We start from the raw sequence: 19,394 nt of genomic DNA on the forward strand, positions 1-19,394 counted from the left end.
CGCCCTCACCCTTGGAGCACCCCGCATGCATGACGACCGCAGCCTGGTCGAAGCCCGCCTCAAGCGCGTCCTCGACGAGCGCATCCGACCCGCCGTGTACCCCGAGTCCGTGCCCCTGGACGTCGCGGTGTGGCATGCGCCCGGCGAGCCGGTGCCGGTCGCTGAGGGACTCGCGGCCGAGCCCGAGCCGATAGAGGTGGGGGCGCGGTGGGGTGCTCCGTGGGGCACCAGCTGGTTCCGGGTCACCGGGACGGTGCCCGAGGCGTGGGCCGGTAGGACGGTCGAGGCACTCCTCGACCTCGGGTTCGACGAGAACATGCCCGGCTTCCAGTGCGAGGGCCTGGTCTACCGTCCTGACGGCACCCCGGTGAAGGGCCTCAACCCGCGCAACCAGTGGGTGCGCATCGGCGCCCCCGTCGAGGGCGGGGAGCGGGTGCGGCTGCACATCGAGGCGGCCTCCAACCCGGTCATCCTCGACTACCACCCCTTCCTGCCCACGCAGTTGGGCGACAAGGACACCGCCGGCAGCGAACCCCAGTACACGCTCACCCGCATGGACCTCGCCGTCCTCGACGAGAACGTCTGGCAGCTGGTCATCGACCTGGAGGTGCTCGGCGAGCTGATGGCCGAGCTGCGGGTGGAGTCGGCGCGCCGCTGGGACATCCTGCGGGCGGTGGACCAGGCCCTGGACACGATCGACCTGCAGGACGTGGGCGGCACGGCGGCACGCGCCCGGGAACGGCTGGCCGAGGTACTGGCCACGCCCGCCGCGCCGTCCGCCCACCGCATCAGCGCCGTCGGGCACGCGCACATCGACTCGGCATGGCTGTGGCCGCTGCGCGAGACCGTGCGCAAGGTGGCCCGTACGACATCCAACATGACCGCGCTGCTCGAGGACGAGCCCGACTTCGTCTTCGCCATGTCGCAGGCCCAGCAGTGGGCGTGGGTGAAGGAGCACCGGCCCGAGGTGTGGGCGCGGGTGAAGAAGGCGGTGGCGGACGGGCGGTTCGTGCCGGCCGGCGGGATGTGGGTGGAGTCGGACACCAACATGCCGGGCTCGGAGGCGATGGCCCGGCAGTTCGTGCACGGCAAGCGGTTCTTCCTCGACGAGTTCGGGGTCGAGAACGACGAGGCGTGGCTGCCGGACACCTTCGGCTTCGCCGCCGGACTGCCGCAGATCATCAAGGCCGCGGGCTCCAAATGGCTCCTGACCCAGAAGATCTCCTGGTCACAGACCAACAAGTTCCCGCATCACACCTTCCAGTGGGAGGGCATCGACGGCACCCGGATCTTCACCCACTTCCCGCCCGTCGACACCTACAACTGCTCCATGAAGGGCAGCGAGATCGCCCACGCGGCCCGCAACTTCAAGGACAAGGGCGTCGCCCGGCACTCCCTCGCCCCGACGGGCTGGGGCGACGGAGGCGGCGGCACCACCCGCGAGATGGTCGCGAAGGCGGCCCGGCTGCGGGACCTCGAAGGCTCGGCGACCGTGGTCTGGGAGACCCCGGCGGAGTTCTTCGAGAAGGCCGAGGCCGAGTACGCGAACCCACCGGTCTGGGTCGGGGAGCTCTACCTCGAACTCCACCGCGCCACCCTCACCAGCCAGGCGAAGACCAAGCAGGGCAACCGACGCAGCGAGCACCTCCTGCGCGAGGCCGAACTGTGGGCCGCGACCGCGGCCGTTCGTACCGGATTTTCCTACCCGTACGAGGAGTTGGACCGCATCTGGAAGACGGTGCTGCTGCACCAGTTCCACGACATCCTGCCCGGCTCGTCCATCGCGTGGGTGCACCGGGAGGCACGCACGACGTACGAGCGCCTCGCGGGCGAGCTGACCGCGATCATCGAGTCGGCCCAGCGAGCGCTGGCGGGCGAGGGTGAGACCGAGCTCGTCTTCAACTCCGCCCCGCACCCGCGCGAGGGCGTACCGGCGGGCGGGGCACGCCCCCCGGTGACGGAGGGCCGCACGGCACTCGCGCCCCGCCCGGACGGCGGGTTCGTCCTCGACAACGGCCTGCTGCGCGTGGAGATCGACGCACGGGGCCTGGTCGTGTCGGCGTACGACATCGACGCCGACCGCGAGACGATCGCGCCGGGTGGAGCCGCGGGCCTGCTCCAGCTGCACCCCGACTTCCCGAACATGTGGGACGCCTGGGACGTCGACGAGTTCTACCGCAACACCGTCACCGATCTGACCGACCTGGACGAGATCGCCCCCGAGGGGGAGGGCGTGCGCATCGCACGGTCCTTCGGCGACTCCCGCGTCACCCAACTGCTCTCCCTCGCGCCGGGGGAGCGGCGGCTGCTGGTGGACACCGAGGTGGACTGGCAGGAGACGGAGAAGTTCCTGAAGCTCTCCTTCCCGCTCGACGTGCACGCCGAAAGGTACGCGTCCGAGACCCAGTTCGGGCACTTCCACCGGCCCACACACACCAACACCTCCTGGGAGGCGGCCAAGTTCGAGGCCTGCAACCACCGGTTCGTGCACCTGGAGGAGCCGGGCTGGGGCGTCGCCGTCGTCAACGACTCGACGTACGGCCATGACGTGACCCGCACGGTCCGCACCGGCGGTGACCGCGGCACGACCACCACGGTCCGGGTGTCCCTCCTGCGCGCCCCGCGCTTCCCGGACCCCGAGACCGACCAGGGCGTCCACCGCTTCCGGCACGCGCTGGTGCCCGGCGCGGGCATCGGGGACGCGGTGCGCGAGGGCTGGCGGATCAACCTGCCGGAGCGGTCGGTGACCGGCGCGCGGGAGGTGGCGCCGCTGGTGACGGTGGACCGGGACGCAGTCGTGATCACGGCCGTCAAGCTGGCCGACGACGGCAGCGGAGATGTGGTCGTGCGGCTCCACGAGGCCCACGGCGGCCGGGTACGGGCCACGCTGGCGGCTGGATTCGACGTCGCGGACGTCGCGGCGACGGACCTGCTGGAACGCCCGCTGCCGGAGACACCGTCGTACGACGGCCGTCGTGTCGCCCTGCGCCTGCGGCCCTTCGAACTGGTGACGTTGCGGCTTCGGCGCACTGCGCTCCACTGACGGGTGAACGGCGGCGCGGCATCGCGTGGCGGGCGGCAACCGGCCTCAGAATCAAGGCGATTCGGGGTCCCATGTGCGCCTTGGAGGCACTCTTTTGAAGCTTGTCACGCGAGCCCAGCTCGGCTGGCCCGCATCCGCCGCACCCACGCAGACGTCGACCAAGGGCGTCAAAGTCCACTACAAAGGCGCGCCGGTCAGCGTGCAGCTGCTCGACGACCACGATCTCTGCATCGCCAAGTGGAAGAAGATCCGGGTCGACCACCTGGCGAACAAGAAGGAGAACTACTCGGACATCGCCTACAACTACGGCGCCTGCCCGCACGGTCATCTCCTGGAGGGCCGGGGCCTCGGCAGACGCACCGGGGCGAACGGCAACCAGGACCTCAACCGCGGCCACTACGCGATCATGGGTCTGGTCGGCGACGAGGGGCTCACCAAGCCGACGGACGCGATGCTCGGCGCGATCCGCGACGGCATCGAGCTGCTGCGGAAGCACGGTGCCGGCATCGAGATCAAGGGGCACCGGGACGGCCTCGCCACGGAGTGTCCGGGCCGGCACCTGTACGCGTGGGTGAAGGAGGGCGCGCCGCGGCCGGGTGGGTCGCCGCCCGACCCCGCGCCGCGGCCGGTGGTCGACGTGTCGAAGGTGGTCGCCGCGGCGCTGAACGACCCGGCCGCGCCGGGCGCACCGGTGTCGTACCCCGGGGTGAAGATCGTGGAGAAGGCGCTCGTCGCGGAGGGCCTCCTCGGATCGAACCTCGCGGACGGCCACTTCGGCACGTCGACCGTCGAGGCCTACGCCGCCTGGCAGCGCCGCTGCGGCCTCACCGGCGATGACGCCGACGGCATCCCCGGCCACGCGTCACTGGAGACGCTCGGACGGGAGCACGGTTTCGACGTGAAGCCGTAGCTCACGGCACGGACCCGGCCGGGCGGCGGTCAGCCGCCCAGCTGCGTCCGCAGCCACTGCTCCACCTCGCCCACGTGCGCCGCCGCCGCGGCCCGGGCCGCCTCCGGATCGTGGGCCACCAGTGCGCGGTGGATCGCGGCGTGTTCGCGGCGGGTGCGGGTGAAGGCGCCCTCCTCCTGGTAGCCACGCCAGACGCGGGCGCGGAAGGTGCGCGAGGACAGGCCCTCCAGGATCGCCGCCATGGTGTCGTTGCCGGCGGCGGCCGCGATCGCGCGGTGGAAGGCCAGGTCGTGGGCGAGGATCTCCTCGGGGTCCTCCGTGGCGTTCATCGCCGTCAGATGCTTCTCGACCTCGGCGAGCTGGTCCGGCGTGATGCGCGCCGCCGCCAGCGCCGTCGCCGTCGACTCCAGGATGCGGCGCACCTCCAGCAGCTCCACCAGACGCGGGCCCCGGGAGAGGTCGGCGACCACGCCGAACGTCTCCAGCAGGTCGCCGGCCTCCAACTGGGTGACGTAGATGCCCGAACCGTGCCGGGCCTCCAGGACCCCCAGCACCGTCAGTGCGCGGATCGCCTCGCGCATCGAGCTGCGGGAGATACCGAGCTGGACCGCCAGATCGCGTTCGGTCGGCAGGCGCTGGCCGGGCTCCAGCCGTCCCTCGGCGATCATCGCCTTGATCTGCTCGAGGGCGCGCTGCGTCACGGTGCCCTTCTGCGGGGCTGTCTCGTCTTCCACGCCGTTCCTCCCGTCGCCCGAGGCGCCTGAGCGGGCCCGGTGAGCCGCAGTGTAATCACCAGGTTGGTCCGACCACTACGGCTCGAAACGGCGAGAATCTGCCCCCGGAGGGTGTTGTATCGCCGAAGTGGTCTGATAAATATGCGGGCATCTGCTCGAACACGCTCAACGAGGAGCCGCCAGATGCACGGCCAGATGCACGGCACGACAGCGCGGAAGCAGAACAGTTCGCGGAGGGGCAAGGCGGTGGCCGCAGTCGTCGGCGGCTGTCTCGTGCTCGCCGCGTGCGGCAGCACCAAGGACACCGGCGCCGCGAGCGCCGAAGGCGGCGGCAGCGGCGAGGTCGGGGTGATCCTGCCCCTGCTGACCTCGCCGTTCTGGCAGTCGTACAACGACTATGTGCCGAAGATGGCCGACTCCGAAGGCGTCGAGGCACTCAAGACGGTCAACTCCAACAGTGACCCCTCCCAGCAGATCACCGACATCAACAACCAGCTCAACCAGGGGGTGAAGGGTCTCGTCGTCGCCCCGCTGGACAGCGCGGCCATCGAAGCGGGCCTCGACCAGGCGGAGCGCAAGGGCGTGCCGGTGGTCGCCGTCGACGTGGCGCCCGACAAGGGCAAGGTCGCGATGGTGGTGCGCGCCGACAACGTGGCGTACGGCGAGAAGGCCTGCCAGTACCTCGGCGAGCAGATCCCCTCCGGCAAGGTCGTACAGATCATGGGCGACCTCGCCTCGGTCAACGGCCGGGACCGCTCCGAGGCCTTCCGGGCCTGCGTGAAGAAGAACTTCCCCAAGCTGAAGGTCCTGGAGATACCGGCCAAGTGGGAGTCCGACACCGCGGCCTCCAAGCTGGACACCCTCCTGAACGCCAACCCCGACATCAAGGGCATCTACCTGCAGGCCGGCGGCGTCTACCTCGCGCCGACCCTCCAGACCCTCAAGTCCAAGGGCATGCTGAAGAAGGCCGGGCAGTCGGGCCACATCACGATCGTCTCCAACGACGGCATCCCGCAGGAGTTCGACGCCATCCGCAAGGGCGAGATCGACGCGACCGTCTCGCAGCCCGCCGACCTGTACGCCAAGTACGGCATGTACTACATCAAGGCGGCGATGGAGGGGAAGACGTTCGAGCCGGGCCCCACGGACCACGACTCGACCATCGTGAAGCTCCCCAGCGGCATCCTGGAGGACCAGCTGCCCGCCCCGCTGGTCACCAAGGACAACGTCGACGACCCCAAGCTCTGGGGCAACACGGTCAAATGAGTACGGCCGTGATCACACCCCTCGTCGAGGCGCGCGACATCGTCAAGCGCTACGGGCCCACCACCGCCCTCGCCGACGGCCGGCTCACCGTCCTGCCCGGCGAGTCCCATGCCCTCGTCGGCCGCAACGGCGCCGGCAAGTCGACCCTGGTCCACATCCTCACCGGCCTTCAGGCCGCCGACGAGGGCGACGTCCGCTTCGACGGCGAACCCGCGCCCGCGTTGGCCGACCGGGACGCCTGGCGCCGCAAGGTGGCCTGCGTCTACCAGAAGCCCACCGTCGTCCCCGAGCTGACGGTCGCCGAGAACCTCTTCATCAACCGCCAGCCCCGGCGGCGCGGCTTCATCAGCTGGCGCAGGCTGCGTGCCGAGGCCGCCGAACTCCTCGGCACCTGGGACGTACACGTCGACCCCGAGGCCCGAACCTCCGACCTCAAGGTCGAGGACCGGCAAATGGTCGAGATCGCCCGGGCGTTGAGCTTCGGCGCCCGCTTCATCATCCTCGACGAGCCCACCGCCCAGCTCGACAACCGCGAGATCGAGCGGCTGTTCACGCGGATGCGGGCGCTCCAGGACTCCGGCGTCACCTTCCTGTTCATCTCGCACCACCTCCAGGAGGTGTACGAGGTCTGCCAGACCGTCACGGTCCTGCGCGACGCCCGCTGGATCACCACGGCGCCGGTCGCCCAACTCCCGCGCCGGGCGCTGGTGGAGGCCATGGCGGGGGAGTCGCTGGAGACCATCGCCGAACAGGCCGTGGACCCGAGGGACGTCGACCACGACGCCCCCGTGCTGCTCGAAGCCCGCGGGCTCACCTCACCGGCGTACCGGGACGTCGACCTCACCGTCCGCCGCGGCGAGGTCGTCGGGCTCGCCGGGATCAGCGGCAGCGGCAAGATCCAGCTCGCCGAGTCCTTCGCGGGCCTGCACACCCCGACCGGCGGCACCGCCCAACTGGACGGTGAACGACTTCCGTTCGGCGACGTGCAGGCCGCCCTCAAGGCGGGCGTCGCCTGTGTGCCGCGCGACCGGCACGATCAGGGCCTGGTCGCCGGCATGAGCATCGGCGACAACGCCACGATGAGCGTCCTCGACCGGCTCGGCCGCTTCGGCTTCATCGGCACCGAACGCAAGCGCGGCTTCGCGAGAGCCCTCATCGACCGTCTCGACATCCACGCCGTGGGCCCCGACCAGCCCGTCTCCGACCTGTCCGGCGGCAACGCGCAGAAGGTCGTCATGGCCCGCGCCCTCGCCTCCGACCCCCGTCTGCTCGTGCTGATCAACCCCACCGCGGGCGTCGACGTGAAGTCGAAGGAATCCCTACTCGCCCGCATGGACAGCGCCCGCGAGGACGGCACATCCGTCCTCGTCGTCTCCGACGAACTCGACGACCTGCGGCGCTGCGACCGCGTCCTCGTCCTGTTCCACGGCCGTGTCGTCGCCGAGCACCCGGCCGGCTGGCGCGACCACGAGCTGATCGCCTCCATCGAAGGAGTGGACAACCATGGCTGACACCAAGGCCCCACCGGCCCTGCCCGTCAAGGTGCCGGACGCCCGTGCCGCCAGGACGGTCCTGCTCCGCCGCGCCCGCGAACTCGCCCTGGTCCCGGCCCTGTTGCTCCTGCTGGTGCTCGGCGCGGTCGTCAATGACTCGTTTCTCACCGAACGCAACCTGATCTCGATCCTCGGCGCCTCCGCCGCGCTCGCGATGGTCGTGCTCGCCGAGTCGCTGGTCCTCATCACCGGCAAGTTCGACCTGTCCCTCGAATCGGTCGTCGGTATCGCGCCCGCCGTCGGGGCGCTGCTCGTACTGCCCGCCGCGCAGTCCGGCTGGGGCGCGGAACTCCCCGCCGCGCTGGCCCTGTTGGCGGTCCTCGTGGTCGGCGCGGCCGTCGGGGCCTTCAACGGCATCCTGGTCGTGAAGTTCAAGCTCAACGCGTTCATCGTGACGCTCGCGATGCTGATCGTCCTGCGCGGTCTGCTGGTCGGCGCGACCAAGGGCAAGACGCTGTTCGGCATGCCCGACAGCTTCTACTCCCTCGCCACCACGACCTTCATCGGCATCCCCATGTCGGTGTGGCTCGCGGCGGCCGCCTTCGCGATCACCGGGTTCGTGCTGAAGTACCACCGCGTCGGACGTGCCCTGTACGCCATCGGCGGCAACGCGGACGCCGCCCGCGCGGCCGGTATCCGGGTCGAGCGCGTGATGCTCGGCGTGTTCGTCGTGGCGGGCACGCTCGCGGCCGTCGGCGGGATCATCCAGACCGGGTACGTCGGCGCCATCAGCGCCAACCAGGGCAACAACATGATCTTCACCGTGTTCGCGGCCGCGGTGATCGGCGGCATCAGCCTGGACGGCGGCCGGGGCACCATGTTCGGCGCCCTGACGGGCGTACTCCTCCTGGGTGTCGTCCAGAACCTGCTCACCCTCGCCCAGGTCCCGTCGTTCTGGATCCAGGCCATCTACGGCGGAATCATCCTGATCGCCCTCATGATCGCCCGCGTGACGACGGGCCGTGCGCAGGACTGACCCGGCGCCGTCCCCTCCATCGACCGAAAGGCCCTCTGTGTCCCCGACCCCCGGTCCCCCCGTCCGCGTGACCGCGCTCGACACCTACGACATCCGCTTCCCCACCTCGCGCGAGCTCGACGGCTCCGACGCGATGAACCCGGACCCGGACTACTCGGCCGCCTATGTCGTGCTGCGCACCGACGGGACGGACGGGCACGAGGGGCACGGGTTCACCTTCACCATCGGGCGGGGCAACGAGGTCCAGGTCGCCGCGATCGAGGCGCTGCGCGGACATGTCGTGGGCCGGGCCGTCGATGAACTGTGCGCCGACCCGGGGACCCTCAACCGCGACCTGATCGGCGACAGCCAGCTGCGCTGGCTCGGCCCCGAGAAGGGCGTGATGCACATGGCGATCGGCGCCGTCATGAACGCCGTGTGGGACCTGGCCGCCAAGCGCGCCGACAAGCCCCTGTGGCGCCTGCTCGCCGACGCCGACCCGGACTGGATCGTCCGCCAGATCGACTTCCGGTACCTCTCCGACGCGCTCACCCCCGAGGAGGCGCTGGCCATCCTGCGTCGCGGCCGGGACGGAGTGGAGGAGCGCACGGCCCGGCTGCTGGAGCGCGGCTACCCCGCCTACACCACCTCCGCCGGCTGGCTCGGCTACGACGACGACAAGCTCGGCCGGCTCGCCGCCGAGGCCGTCGCCGACGGCTTCCGGCAGATCAAGCTGAAGGTCGGCGCTGACCTGGAGGACGACGTACGGCGCTGCCGTGTCGCCCGATCGGTCGTCGGGCCGGACATCCGCATGGCGATCGACGCCAACCAGCGCTGGGACGTGGCCGAGGCGATCCGCTGGACCAAGGCCCTCGCGGAGTTCGACCCGTACTGGATCGAGGAGCCCACCAGCCCCGACGACGTCCTCGGCCACGCGGCCGTCCGCGAGGCCGTCGCCCCGGTGAAGGTGGCCACCGGCGAGCACGTGCAGAACCGGGTCGTCTTCAAGCAGCTCCTCCAGGCCGGCGCCCTCGACGTCGTCCAGATCGACGCGGCCCGCGTGGGCGGGGTCAACGAGAACCTCGCCATCCTGCTGCTCGCAGCCAAGTTCGGCGTGCCCGTGTGCCCGCACGCGGGCGGCGTCGGGCTGTGCGAACTCGTGCAGCACCTGTCGATGTACGACTACGTGGCCGTCACCACAACCACCGAGAACCGTGTCATCGAGTACGTCGACCATCTGCACGACCACTTCCTCGACCCGGTGGTCATCAGGGAAGGTCACTACACGGCACCCACCGCGCCCGGCTTCTCGGCCGCCATGCGGCCCGAGTCGATCGAGCGGTACTCGTTCCCGGACGGCGCCTTCTGGGCCGCCGACCTCCGGACACAGAAGAAGGGGCACGCGGCATGAGCGACTTCGACGGTCTCAAGGCGCTGGTGACGGGAGGCGCCTCCGGCATCGGCCGGGCCACGGCCGAACTCCTCGCCGCGCGCGGTGCCCAGGTCGCCGTACTGGACCTGGACCCGTCCTCCGTCGAGAAGCCGCTGCTCGCCTTCCGCGCCGACGTCACCGACGACGCGTCCGTGCGCGAGGCCGTGGCGGCCGCCGTGGCCGGGCTCGGCGGACTGGACGTGCTGGTCAACAACGCCGGCATCGGCGCCCAGGGCACCGTCGAGGACAACGACGACGCCGAGTGGCACCGGGTCCACGACGTCAACGTCGTCGGCATGGTCCGGGTGTCCCGCGCCGCCCTGCCCCGGCTGCGGGAGTCCTCGCACGCGGCGATCGTCAACACCTGCTCCATCGCGGCCACGGCCGGACTCCCGCAGCGGGCGCTGTACAGCGCGACCAAGGGCGCCGTGTACTCGCTCACCCTCGCCATGGCCGCCGACCACGTCCGTGAGGGCATCCGCGTCAACTGCGTCAACCCGGGCACGGTGGACACGCCCTGGGTCGGCCGCCTGCTCGACGCGGCCTCCGACCCCGCCGCCGAACGCGCCGCGCTGGAGGCTCGCCAGCCCACCGGCCGCCTCGTCTCGGCGGCCGAGGTCGCGGGCGCCGTCGCCTACCTGGCAAGCCCGCTCTCCGGCGCCACCACCGGTACCGCCCTCGCCGTCGACGGCGGCATGCAGGGCCTGCGCCTGCGGCCGGTGAGCCGGTGAGCATCCCCCGCGGACTCGGCTTCGGCGCCGCCGTCATCGCCAACCTCTACACCGAGGTCACCGACGAGCAGGCCCACGAGGCGGTGTCCGCCGCCTGGCAGCGCGGCATCCGCTACTACGACACGGCGCCCCACTACGGCCTCGGCCTGTCCGAACGCCGCCTCGGCGCGGCCCTGCGCGAGCACCCGCGCGAGGAGTACACGGTCTCCACCAAGGTGGGCCGCCGTCTGGAACCTCAGGCCGACGCCGGCGACGACCTGGCGAACGGCTTCGCCGTCCCCGCCACGCACCGCCGCGTCTGGGACTTCACCGCGGACGGCGTACGCCGCACCCTGGACGCCAGCCTGGAACGGCTCGGCCTCGACCACGTCGACATCGTCTACCTCCACGACCCCGACGACCACGGCGAGCAGGCCTTCCGGGAGGGCTACCCGGCCCTGGAGAAGCTCCGCTCGCAGGGCGTGGTCGGCGCGATCGGCGCGGGCATGAACCAGGCGGAGATGCTCACCCGGTTCGTCCGCGACACGGACGTCGACGTGGTGCTGTGCGCCGGCCGCTACACCCTCCTCGACCAGAGCGCGCTCACCGAACTGCTGCCCGCAGCCGTGCAGCGAGGCGTCTCCGTGGTGGTCGGCGGTGCCTTCAACTCGGGGCTGCTCGCGGATCCCAGGCCGGGGGCGACGTACAACTACGTCGAGGCACCGGCAGAGCTGCTGGACAGGGCCGTACGCATGAAAGAGGTCGCACGGCGCCACGGCATCACCTTGCGCGCCGCCGCGCTGGCCTTCTGCACGGCCCATCCGGCGGTGGCGGGCGTCCTGGTGGGCGCCCGCTCGGCCGATGAAGTCCACGACTGCGTCGATCAGTTCGCCGCACCGGTCCCCGCGGCCTTCTGGCAGGAGCTACGGGACACCGGACTCCTGGCCACCGAGGAGCCCTCATGAGAGTCGCCCTGCACACCAAGGTCCGCGCGGACCGGGTCGCCGAGTACGAGGCCGCCCACCGGGAGGTGCCGGTCGAGCTCACGGACGCGATCCGCGCCGCCGGCGCCTCCTCCTGGACGATCTGGCGCAGCGGCACCGACCTCTTCCACGTCCTGGAGTGCCAGGACTACGGCCGCCTCCTCGCCGAGCTGGAGAAACTGCCGGTCAACGTGGCCTGGCAGGCCCGTATGGCCCAGCTGCTCGACGTGGTCCACGACTACTCCGGCGAGGGCGCCGACGCCGGCCTGCCCGTGGTGTGGGAGCTGCCGTGACGGTCGTGGACGCCCACCACCATGTGTGGGACCTCTCGGTGCGGGACCAGGACTGGATCACTGGCCACGAACTCCGGCCGCTCCGGCGGAACTTCACCGTCGCCGACCTCGCCTCCGCGGCACGGGCCGCCGGGGTCGACCGTACCGTCCTCGTCCAGACCGTCACCGTGCCCGAGGAGACCCCGGAGTTCCTCGCCCTCGCCGCCGAGCACGACCTCATCGCGGGCGTCGTCGGCTGGACCGACCTCACCCGCCCGGACGTCGCCGACGAACTGGCCCGGCTGCGGGAGCTGCGCGGCGGCCGCTACCTGAAGGGCATCCGCCACCAGGTGCAGGGCGAGCCCGATCCGGAGTGGCTGCTGCGTGCGGACGTACGGCGCGGCCTGGCCGCCGTGGCGGCGGAGGGGCTGGCCTACGACCTCGTGGTCCTGCCCCACCAACTGCCCGCCTGCACCAAAGCCGTGGCGTCCCTGCCCGAACTCACCTTCGTCCTCGACCACTTGGGCAAACCGCCCATCGCCTCCGCCGCCCGCGAGCCCTGGGCGTCCGAGGTCCGCGCCCTCGCCGCGCTCCCCAACATCGTCTGCAAGCTCTCCGGCATGGTCACCGAGGCCGACCACGCCTCCTGGACCGTCGACGACCTGCGCCCGTACGCCGACGTGGTGCTGGAGGCGTTCGGCCCGCAGCGGCTGATGTTCGGCTCGGACTGGCCGGTGTGCACGCTGGCCGCGTCGTACGGTCAAGTACTCGCCACAGCACAGGAGCTGATCGGGCCCGGCGATCGCAGCCACATCTTCGAGACCACCGCCAGCCGCGTCTACGACCTCTGAGCCACTCCCGCCAGGCGTGTCGGCGGCAGATACTCCCGCACATACGTCCGCTCCCAGCACGCGCCCGTCTCCCGCAGCTCACGCCAGGTCGTGTAGCGGTAGCGGAAGAGGCGGGCGCGGACGTAGCGGGGCGGGGCGTCCGGCGGGAACGGCGAGCGGCGCAGCAGCTTCAGCGTGTCGCGGTCGTTCTCCAGCAGCCGCTCCATCAGCGTGCCGAACCATGAACCGGCGTAGGCGGGCGACAGCGCGGCGAACCACATCAGCCAGTCCAGCCGCAGATGGTAGGGCGCGAACTGCCGCGGCCAGCGCCGGGGATCGCCCGGCTTGCCCTTGAACTCGTACTCCCGCCAGTCCGAGTCCTCGCGCGGAACGTCATCGGCGGTGCCCTCGATCACCACCTCGTACCGGACCCTGCTGACGCTGCCGAACGCGCCGTAGGTGTTGACCAGGTGGAGCGGGTCGAAGGAGCGGTTCATGACCTGGCGGCGGGAGATCATGTTCGCGACCGGGTGGTAGCTCAGGCCGACGAGGAGCAGGGCGACCGCGAGGACCACGATCACGTACCACAGCGGCGGGTCGGGCACGGACGGCGGATCGCTCGGGAAGCGCACCGCCGACAGGGCCAGCACGATGGTGATCCAGTTCAGCCAGGAGAAGTTGCCCGACAGGACCAGCCACAACTGGGTGACGATCATCAGCGCGGCGGCGGCCGTGGCGATCGGCTGCGGGGTGAACAGCAGGACGGGCACGGCGAGTTGGGTGATGTGGTTGGCGGCCACCTCGACCCGGTGCACGGGCTTGGGCAGATGGTGGAAGAACCAGCTCAGCGGGCCCGGCATCGGCTGGGTCTCGTGGTGGTGGTCCAGGCAGGTCAGCTTGCGCCAGCAGGCGTCGCCGCGCATCTTGATCAGGCCCGCTCCGAACTCCACGCGGAACAGGATCCAGCGCAGCAGGAACAGCACCACGATCGGAGGCGCCACCTCGTCGTTGCCCAGGAAGACGGCGAGGAAGCCGACCTCCAGCAGCAGGGACTCCCAGCCGAAGGAGTACCAGGTCTGGCCCACGTTCACGATGGACAGGTACAGGGCCCACGGGACGAGCCACAGCAGCATGGCGCCCCAGAGGGGTACCACGGAGTCGAGTCCGGCCAGCAGCGCCACCGACACCGCGCAACCGGCCCAGGCGCAGGCCGCGAAGAACCGGTCCGAGTAGTGGAGTTGGAACAGGCTGGGGGCCGCCTTGAAGGGCACTCGCTCGACGAAGCGGGGCACGGGCAGCATGCCGCGCTCGCCCATCAGTGCGCGGAACTGCAGCGCCGCCGTCAGGAACGCGACGAGATACACACCGGCGAGAGCCTTCTGGAAGACCAGCCGGCTCGTCCAGTAGTCCGGTGCGAGGAACCAGTCCACGGCCGTGCCCCTTTCTCTCCATTGTCGCGCCGGCGCACCTGTGTGACTCTCCGTATACCACCTCTCCGCTTGCGTAACCCGAGTGGCTGAAGCAGACAATAGGGACGAAATGCCTCGATGATCGGCGGGAGGACGTGGTGCGTACACCCACCCGAACCCTCGTCATGGCCTGCGCGCTCTCGGCGGCGCTCGTCGCCGTCGGCTGCGGTGTCGGCGGCGACGGGGACACGGACGCGGACGGGAAGCTCTTCCTCCAGCCCGTCGCCGACCAGGGGCCGGACCCCTTCACCGACTCCACGGCCACGTCGACCGTGACCCCGTCGCCGGTCACCCGGACGCCGAGGCCCGCGCACTCGGGGCGGGCCGGGCTCCAGCCCCTGTCCGGCGAGACGCCCGGCCTCTACGGCGGCACCCGGGGCACCGGAAGCTGTGACGTCCGGCGGCAGATCGAGCAGCTCACCTCGGACCGGGCCAGGGCCCGCGTCTTCGCCCAGGCGGCGGGCATCCCCCAGGCGTCGATCGCCACCTACCTGAGTGGGCTGACCTCGGTCGTCCTGCGCGCCGACACCCGGGTCACCAACCACGGGTTCCGGGACGGCATGGGCACCGGCTACCAGTCCGTCCTGCAGGCGGGCACCGCCGTCCTCGTCGACAACCACGGTGTGCCCCGCGTCCGTTGTGCCTGCGGCAACCCGCTCGCCCCGCCGGTCGACCCGCGCGGCAAACCGGGCACCAGCGGCAGGGCCTGGTCGGGGTACCGGCCGAGCCAGGTGGTCGTGGTGGCCCCGACGATCCGGATGATCACCAACATCACGATCATCAACGTCGTCGACAACACCTGGATCGAACGGCCGATCGGTCACGGGGGCCACGACCGTGACCATGCGGTACGGCTGCCCAAGCCGGTGACCCCGACTCCGCACGAAAGCGGCCCGCGCGGTGACGTCGGCGGGCTCCCCGAGGACGGGAGCGAAGCGCCGTCCGGTGGGCGCACCTCCCCGCACGAGTCGCCGACCGACTGCGTGACTCCGACGGCCACCGCCACCGCCGCGCCCGGGACCGCTGACGGCAGGCCCGCCGGGGCCCCGCCGGACACGCGGGACGCGCCCGATGCCCTCCCCGCCGACTGCCCGACGGCCACTGCCACGGCGTCGCCCTCGGAGGCCGACCCCGGCCACCCGCCCGCGTCGTCCGAGCCGCCCCAGTCGTCCACCTCACCCGAGGGGCCCAGCGCCTCCGAATCCGGTACGCAGCAGGACACCTCCCCGGGCTCCCCGGAGGAGGTCGGCCCCCAGGCCGTCCCGGACGCCCCCGACACACCCGACGGCGGCGGGCTGATCCCCGACGCCCCCGACGTGCCCGCCACCCCCGGCGCCTCCGACCGGACCAACGGCAGCATCTTCGGCAGCCCGACCGACGTGTTCGCCGGCTGATCGGGGCCGGAGAATGGTCATGGAATCGGGCCGGGACAGTTCCGTCGCCCCGGTCGAAGAATCCGGCAAATCCTGGCAAGGTGGCCCCATGGTTGATCGGGGAGCGAGCGCCCTGTCACTCCCGGACGACTGGCCCGCCCACCCGGATCCGATCCTGGCGCTCAACCGCATGGGCAGCTTCGACTGGGACCTGGACTCCGGTGTGTTCCACATGGACGCCCAGGCTCACGAGGTCTTCGACGTGCGTCCCGACGAATACGACGGAAACCCCGAGAGCCTGGCCATCCGGGTGCCGCGGCACGAGGCCTTCCGGCTGGACGGCATGGTCTCCAAGGCCCTGAAGGACGGCAGCGAGAACTACGGCGCGTACTTCCGCATCCGCTGCCGCGACGGCACCCTGCGCTGGACCCACACCCAGGGCTACATCCGCCGCGACGAGACGGGCCGCCCGCGGCGCATCATCGGCATCGTCCGGGACGCCACCGACGAACTCGCGGAGAGCGAGGAGCGGAGCGAGCAGGCGGCCGAGCACGAGGCGCGTCGTCAGCAGACCAGCGTCGTCCAGCTCACCACGGCCGCCCTCGCCCACGCGCGCACCGTCCAGGACGTCATCGACGTCCTCAAGGACACCCACGGCATCACCCACCTGGGCGCCACCAGCCTGGTCATGGGCCTGGTCGAGGCCGGCCGTATCCGGCTGGTCGCCGAGGGGCCCGCGGGCAGCTTCGTGCCCGGCACCCTGGTCACCAGGATCGACGAGCAGTACCCGATGAGCGAGGTCGTACGGACCCTCAGTCCGCGCTTCATCGAGTCGCCGGAAGAGTTCGCGGAGCGCTATCCGGTCCTCTGGCCGCACATCACGGACCTGCACATCACGGCCGCCGCCTACATGCCGCTGATCGCCCAGGCCCGCCCGATCGGAGCCATCGGCCTGCTCTACAGCGACCGCGGAGGCTTCTCCGCCGAGGACCGCAACGTGCTCGTCGCCCTCGGCAGCAGCATCGCGCAGAGCCTGCAGCGGGCCATGTTCTACGAGCAGGAGAAGGACCTCGCCACCGGCCTCCAGCAGGCGATGCTGCCGCGCACCATCCCCAGCGTGCCCGGCGCCGATGTCGCCGTCCGCTACCGGTCGGCCTCGCTCGGCCGGGACATCGGCGGCGACTGGTACGACCTGATCCCGCTGCCGGGCGGCCGGGTCGGCGCCGTCATCGGCGACGTCCAGGGCCACGACACCCACGCCGCCGCCGTCATGGGGCAGTTGCGCATCGTCCTGCGCGCCTACGCCGCCGAGGGGCACACCCCGGCCACGGTGATGGCCCGCGCCTCCGTGTTCCTGCACGAGCTGGACACCGACCGCTTCGCGACCTGCCTGTACGCGGAGGCCGACCTGTCCACCGGCGTCGTGCAGGTGGTCCGGGCCGGCCATATCGACCCCCTGCTCCGGGAGCCCGGCGGTGCCTGCCGTCGCGTCGCGGTGGAGGGCGGGCTGCCGCTCGGACTGTCGGCGGAGTTCGGGCAGCTCGAATACCCGGTCGGCACCATCGAACTGGACTCCGACCACACCCTCCTGTTGTGCACCGACGGCCTGGTCGAACAGCCCGGAGCCGACCTCGACGACGGCATGCAGACCCTGACCGCGCTCATCGCCACCGGCCCGAACGACGTACGGGATCTCGCCGACCTCCTCATCGACGTCGCCGAGGAACGTGGCGGCGACGACGACGTGGCCCTGCTCCTGCTGCGCCGCCGCGTCCTGGACGCCCCGCAGGCCGGCGGCCGCCTCCAGCAGCATGTCGCCCCCGGAGACCCCGAGGCACTCACCGGCGCCCGGCACATGATCCGCGCCGCGGTGCGCGCCTGGGGCGCCGGGGACCGGGCCGACGAGATCGAGCTGGTCGCCGACGAGCTGATCACCAACGCCCTGATGCACACCGAGGGGGCGGCCGTCGTGACCCTGCGGGTCCTCGCCGGCTCCGACCGCCGGCTGCGGGTCGAGGTCGAGGACTCCTCCAGCGCCCTCCCGCGCCGCCGGGAGGCGGGGGAGTCGGGTGTCTCCGGCCGGGGCCTGCTCCTTGTCGACCTGCTCACGGACGTGTGGGGCGTGGAGGCGCGCGGCGGCGGCAAAGCGGTGTGGTGCGAGTTCGTGGTGCCGGAGCGGAGCTGAGGCTGTCGGTGCCGGGTGGCACTCTGGACGTATGCCGGAACTCCCCGAGGTCGAAGCGCTCAAGGACTTCCTGACCGAGAACCTGGTCGGCCACGAGGTCGTGAGGGTGCTGCCCGTCGCGATCAGCGTCCTGAAGACGTACAACCCGCCGGTCACCGCCATCGAGGGGCACGAGGTCACCGCGGTGCACCGCTACGGCAAGTTCCTCGACCTCGTCACGGCCGACGGACCCCACCTGGTCACCCACCTCGCCCGCGCGGGCTGGCTCCACTGGAAGGACGAGCTGCCCAGCGGGATGCCCCGCCCCGGCAAGGGCCCGCTCGCGCTGCGCGTGGCCCTGGAGACCGGCGCGGGCTTCGACCTCACGGAGGCCGGGACCCAAAAGCGCCTCGCGGTGTACGTGGTGGGCGATCCCCAGGAGGTTCCGGGCATCGCCCGCCTCGGCCCGGACCCGCTCGCCGACGACTTCGACGAGACGCGGTTCGCGGCCCTGCTCAAGGACGAGCGCCGCCAACTCAAGGGCGCCCTGCGCGATCAGAGCCTGATCGCCGGGGTCGGCAACGCCTACAGCGACGAGATCCTGCACGCGGCGAAGATGTCCCCCTTCAAGCTGGCGGCGTCCCTGACACCCGAGGAGACGGCCACGCTGTACGAGGCTCTGCGGACGACCCTCACCGAGGCGGTCGAGCGTTCGCGCGGGGTGGCGGCCGGCCGGCTGAAGGCCGAGAAGAAGAGCGGCCTGCGTGTCCACGGCCGCACCGGCGAAGCCTGCCCGGTGTGCGGCGACACCATCCGCGAGGTCTCCTTCAGCGACTCCTCGCTCCAGTACTGCCCGACCTGCCAGACGGGCGGGAAGCCGCTGGCGGACCGCAGACTGTCGCGCCTGCTGAAGTAGCCGGAACCGGACAGCGGATCAACGGCTCAGCGGGGCTTGAGCGTCACCAGGTGCTCCCCGTCCGCCGTTCTCACCTCGTAGCGGGCGATCTCGTCCATGTGCATCGCCGAGGCACCCGTCATGGTGTTCTCGCCGGCGTCGTGGTCGCCGCCGTGCCAGCTGGTGACCGTCTCCTGCGAGCCGTCCCGGCCGACGGCGATCAGATGACAGGGGCGCGCCCCCGCGCCGTCCTTCACCTTCAGCTCCACCTGGCTGCCGTAGCCCTCGTTCTCGGTGGTGACCTGCGCCCACACACCCGAGCGGGCGTCGGTCGCCTCGACCACCTGGGCGGCACCGCTGTCGCCGCTCGCCATCATCGCGACCCCGGGTCCGGCCAGGGCGATCACCACCGAGGCCGCCACGGCGTACATCGTGCGCCGGCGCCGGGCGCGGTGGCGGGATGCCACCGTTTCGAGCAGCCGGTTCAGCATCTGCGGGCCCGGCTTGGCCATGGGGTGCACGAACTGGGGCGTGGACCGCCGGTACAGCATCAACTGGCGGGTGATGGGCCCGAACTCGGTCACGTGTGCCGCACAGCGGGGGCACTCCATGAGGTGGTCCTCGAAGCGGAAAGCCTCCGCCTCGTTCAGCACGCCGAGCGCGTACGCGGCGACGTCGCGATGCCTCTCCAGGGACCTCATGCCGAATCCTCGTGCCGTTGGGTGTGGGGTGTGTTACTCCTTGCGCCCACTGGTACGCACCAGGCAGTCGAATCACTCAAGGCCGCTACCGAATCGCAACCAAA

The 19,394-nt window shown here is 71.3% G+C and carries 16 protein-coding genes; 13 read left to right on the plus strand and 3 right to left on the minus strand.

What is annotated here, in order from left to right; genetic code table 11:
• Positions 1-25 precede the first annotated feature (25 nt).
• A complete protein-coding gene (locus ACWGDB_RS30960; protein WP_453825451.1) occupies positions 26-3,043 on the plus strand; it encodes an alpha-mannosidase in 3,018 nt (1,005 codons plus the stop codon).
• A 94-nt stretch (positions 3,044-3,137) separates the two neighbouring features.
• Entirely contained in the window at positions 3,138-3,953 is an 816-nt protein-coding gene (locus ACWGDB_RS30965; RefSeq protein WP_453825452.1) for a peptidoglycan recognition protein family protein, read from the plus strand.
• Positions 3,954-3,982: 29 nt separating this feature from the next.
• On the opposite strand, the gene ACWGDB_RS30970 is transcribed toward ACWGDB_RS30965, so the two are convergent.
• Positions 3,983-4,687 (minus strand): FadR/GntR family transcriptional regulator, encoded by a 705-nt coding sequence (locus ACWGDB_RS30970; protein ID WP_453825453.1) that lies wholly within the window; start codon positions 4,685-4,687, stop codon positions 3,983-3,985.
• A gap of 195 nt (positions 4,688-4,882) precedes the next feature.
• On the opposite strand from ACWGDB_RS30970, the gene ACWGDB_RS30975 reads away from it, so the two are divergent.
• The 8 genes from ACWGDB_RS30975 to ACWGDB_RS31010 are packed head-to-tail and all read left to right on the plus strand — an operon-like array spanning position 4,883 to position 12,709.
• A complete protein-coding gene (locus ACWGDB_RS30975; protein ID WP_453825518.1) occupies positions 4,883-5,953 on the plus strand; it encodes a sugar ABC transporter substrate-binding protein in 1,071 nt (356 codons plus the stop codon).
• The gene (locus ACWGDB_RS30980) at positions 5,950-7,464 is read left to right on the plus strand and encodes a sugar ABC transporter ATP-binding protein (RefSeq protein ID WP_453825454.1); all 1,515 of its coding nucleotides are present in this window, start codon (positions 5,950-5,952) and stop codon (positions 7,462-7,464) included. The genes ACWGDB_RS30975 and ACWGDB_RS30980 overlap by 4 nt, the downstream gene beginning before the upstream one ends.
• Positions 7,457-8,482, plus strand: coding sequence for an ABC transporter permease (locus ACWGDB_RS30985; protein ID WP_453825455.1), 1,026 nt, complete (start codon positions 7,457-7,459; stop codon positions 8,480-8,482). Before ACWGDB_RS30980 ends, ACWGDB_RS30985 begins: the two co-directional genes overlap by 8 nt.
• Before the next feature lie 37 nt (positions 8,483-8,519).
• A complete protein-coding gene (locus tag ACWGDB_RS30990) occupies positions 8,520-9,872 on the plus strand; it encodes an L-fuconate dehydratase (protein ID WP_453825456.1) in 1,353 nt (450 codons plus the stop codon).
• A complete protein-coding gene (locus tag ACWGDB_RS30995; RefSeq protein WP_453825457.1) occupies positions 9,869-10,624 on the plus strand; it encodes an SDR family NAD(P)-dependent oxidoreductase in 756 nt (251 codons plus the stop codon). Before ACWGDB_RS30990 ends, ACWGDB_RS30995 begins: the two co-directional genes overlap by 4 nt.
• On the plus strand, positions 10,621-11,568 hold the full coding sequence (locus ACWGDB_RS31000; RefSeq protein ID WP_453825458.1) for an aldo/keto reductase: 948 nt from the start codon (positions 10,621-10,623) through the stop codon (positions 11,566-11,568). The genes ACWGDB_RS30995 and ACWGDB_RS31000 overlap by 4 nt, the downstream gene beginning before the upstream one ends.
• Complete coding sequence (locus ACWGDB_RS31005) at positions 11,565-11,879, plus strand: L-rhamnose mutarotase (protein ID WP_453825459.1); 315 nt, start codon at positions 11,565-11,567, stop codon at positions 11,877-11,879. The genes ACWGDB_RS31000 and ACWGDB_RS31005 overlap by 4 nt, the downstream gene beginning before the upstream one ends.
• Positions 11,876-12,709 carry an amidohydrolase family protein gene (locus ACWGDB_RS31010; RefSeq protein ID WP_453825460.1) on the plus strand — a complete coding sequence of 278 codons (834 nt, stop codon included), beginning with the start codon at positions 11,876-11,878 and terminating at the stop codon, positions 12,707-12,709. The genes ACWGDB_RS31005 and ACWGDB_RS31010 overlap by 4 nt, the downstream gene beginning before the upstream one ends.
• Here ACWGDB_RS31010 and ACWGDB_RS31015 read toward each other — a convergent pair.
• On the minus strand, positions 12,697-14,118 hold the full coding sequence (locus ACWGDB_RS31015) for a lipase maturation factor family protein (RefSeq protein WP_453825461.1): 1,422 nt from the start codon (positions 14,116-14,118) through the stop codon (positions 12,697-12,699). The genes ACWGDB_RS31010 and ACWGDB_RS31015 overlap by 13 nt on opposite strands.
• A 137-nt stretch (positions 14,119-14,255) precedes the next feature.
• Here ACWGDB_RS31015 and ACWGDB_RS31020 point away from each other — a divergent pair, with 137 nt between their 5' ends.
• From ACWGDB_RS31020 to ACWGDB_RS31030, 3 genes are all read left to right on the plus strand, one after another.
• Entirely contained in the window at positions 14,256-15,551 is a 1,296-nt protein-coding gene (locus ACWGDB_RS31020; protein ID WP_453825462.1) for a DUF6777 domain-containing protein, read from the plus strand.
• A gap of 88 nt (positions 15,552-15,639) precedes the next feature.
• Positions 15,640-17,715 (plus strand): SpoIIE family protein phosphatase, encoded by a 2,076-nt coding sequence (locus tag ACWGDB_RS31025; protein WP_453825463.1) that lies wholly within the window; start codon positions 15,640-15,642, stop codon positions 17,713-17,715.
• 31 nt (positions 17,716-17,746) lie between these two features.
• Positions 17,747-18,610, plus strand: coding sequence for an Fpg/Nei family DNA glycosylase (locus tag ACWGDB_RS31030; RefSeq protein WP_453825464.1), 864 nt, complete (start codon positions 17,747-17,749; stop codon positions 18,608-18,610).
• A 26-nt stretch (positions 18,611-18,636) separates the two neighbouring features.
• On the opposite strand, the gene ACWGDB_RS31035 is transcribed toward ACWGDB_RS31030, so the two are convergent.
• Positions 18,637-19,290, minus strand: coding sequence for a zf-HC2 domain-containing protein (locus ACWGDB_RS31035; RefSeq protein WP_453825465.1), 654 nt, complete (start codon positions 19,288-19,290; stop codon positions 18,637-18,639).
• Between the last annotated feature and the right edge of the window lie 104 nt (positions 19,291-19,394).

The organism is Streptomyces sp. NPDC055013 (genome assembly GCF_053608645.1).

Bases quoted from the DNA above. Each gene is read 5' to 3' on its own strand.
- ACWGDB_RS31025 (WP_453825463.1), top strand. From the start codon at position 15,640: ATGGTTGATCGGGGAGCGAGCGCCCTGTCACTCCCGGACGACTGGCCC.
- ACWGDB_RS30980 (WP_453825454.1), top strand. From the start codon at position 5,950: ATGAGTACGGCCGTGATCACACCCCTCGTCGAGGCGCGCGACATCGTC.
- ACWGDB_RS30985 (WP_453825455.1), top strand. From the start codon at position 7,457: ATGGCTGACACCAAGGCCCCACCGGCCCTGCCCGTCAAGGTGCCGGAC.
- ACWGDB_RS31005 (WP_453825459.1), top strand. From the start codon at position 11,565: ATGAGAGTCGCCCTGCACACCAAGGTCCGCGCGGACCGGGTCGCCGAG.
- ACWGDB_RS31030 (WP_453825464.1), top strand. From the start codon at position 17,747: ATGCCGGAACTCCCCGAGGTCGAAGCGCTCAAGGACTTCCTGACCGAG.
- ACWGDB_RS30975 (WP_453825518.1), top strand. From the start codon at position 4,883: ATGCACGGCACGACAGCGCGGAAGCAGAACAGTTCGCGGAGGGGCAAG.
- ACWGDB_RS30960 (WP_453825451.1), top strand. From the start codon at position 26: ATGCATGACGACCGCAGCCTGGTCGAAGCCCGCCTCAAGCGCGTCCTC.
- ACWGDB_RS31035 (WP_453825465.1), bottom strand. From the start codon at position 19,290: ATGAGGTCCCTGGAGAGGCATCGCGACGTCGCCGCGTACGCGCTCGGC.
- ACWGDB_RS30995 (WP_453825457.1), top strand. From the start codon at position 9,869: ATGAGCGACTTCGACGGTCTCAAGGCGCTGGTGACGGGAGGCGCCTCC.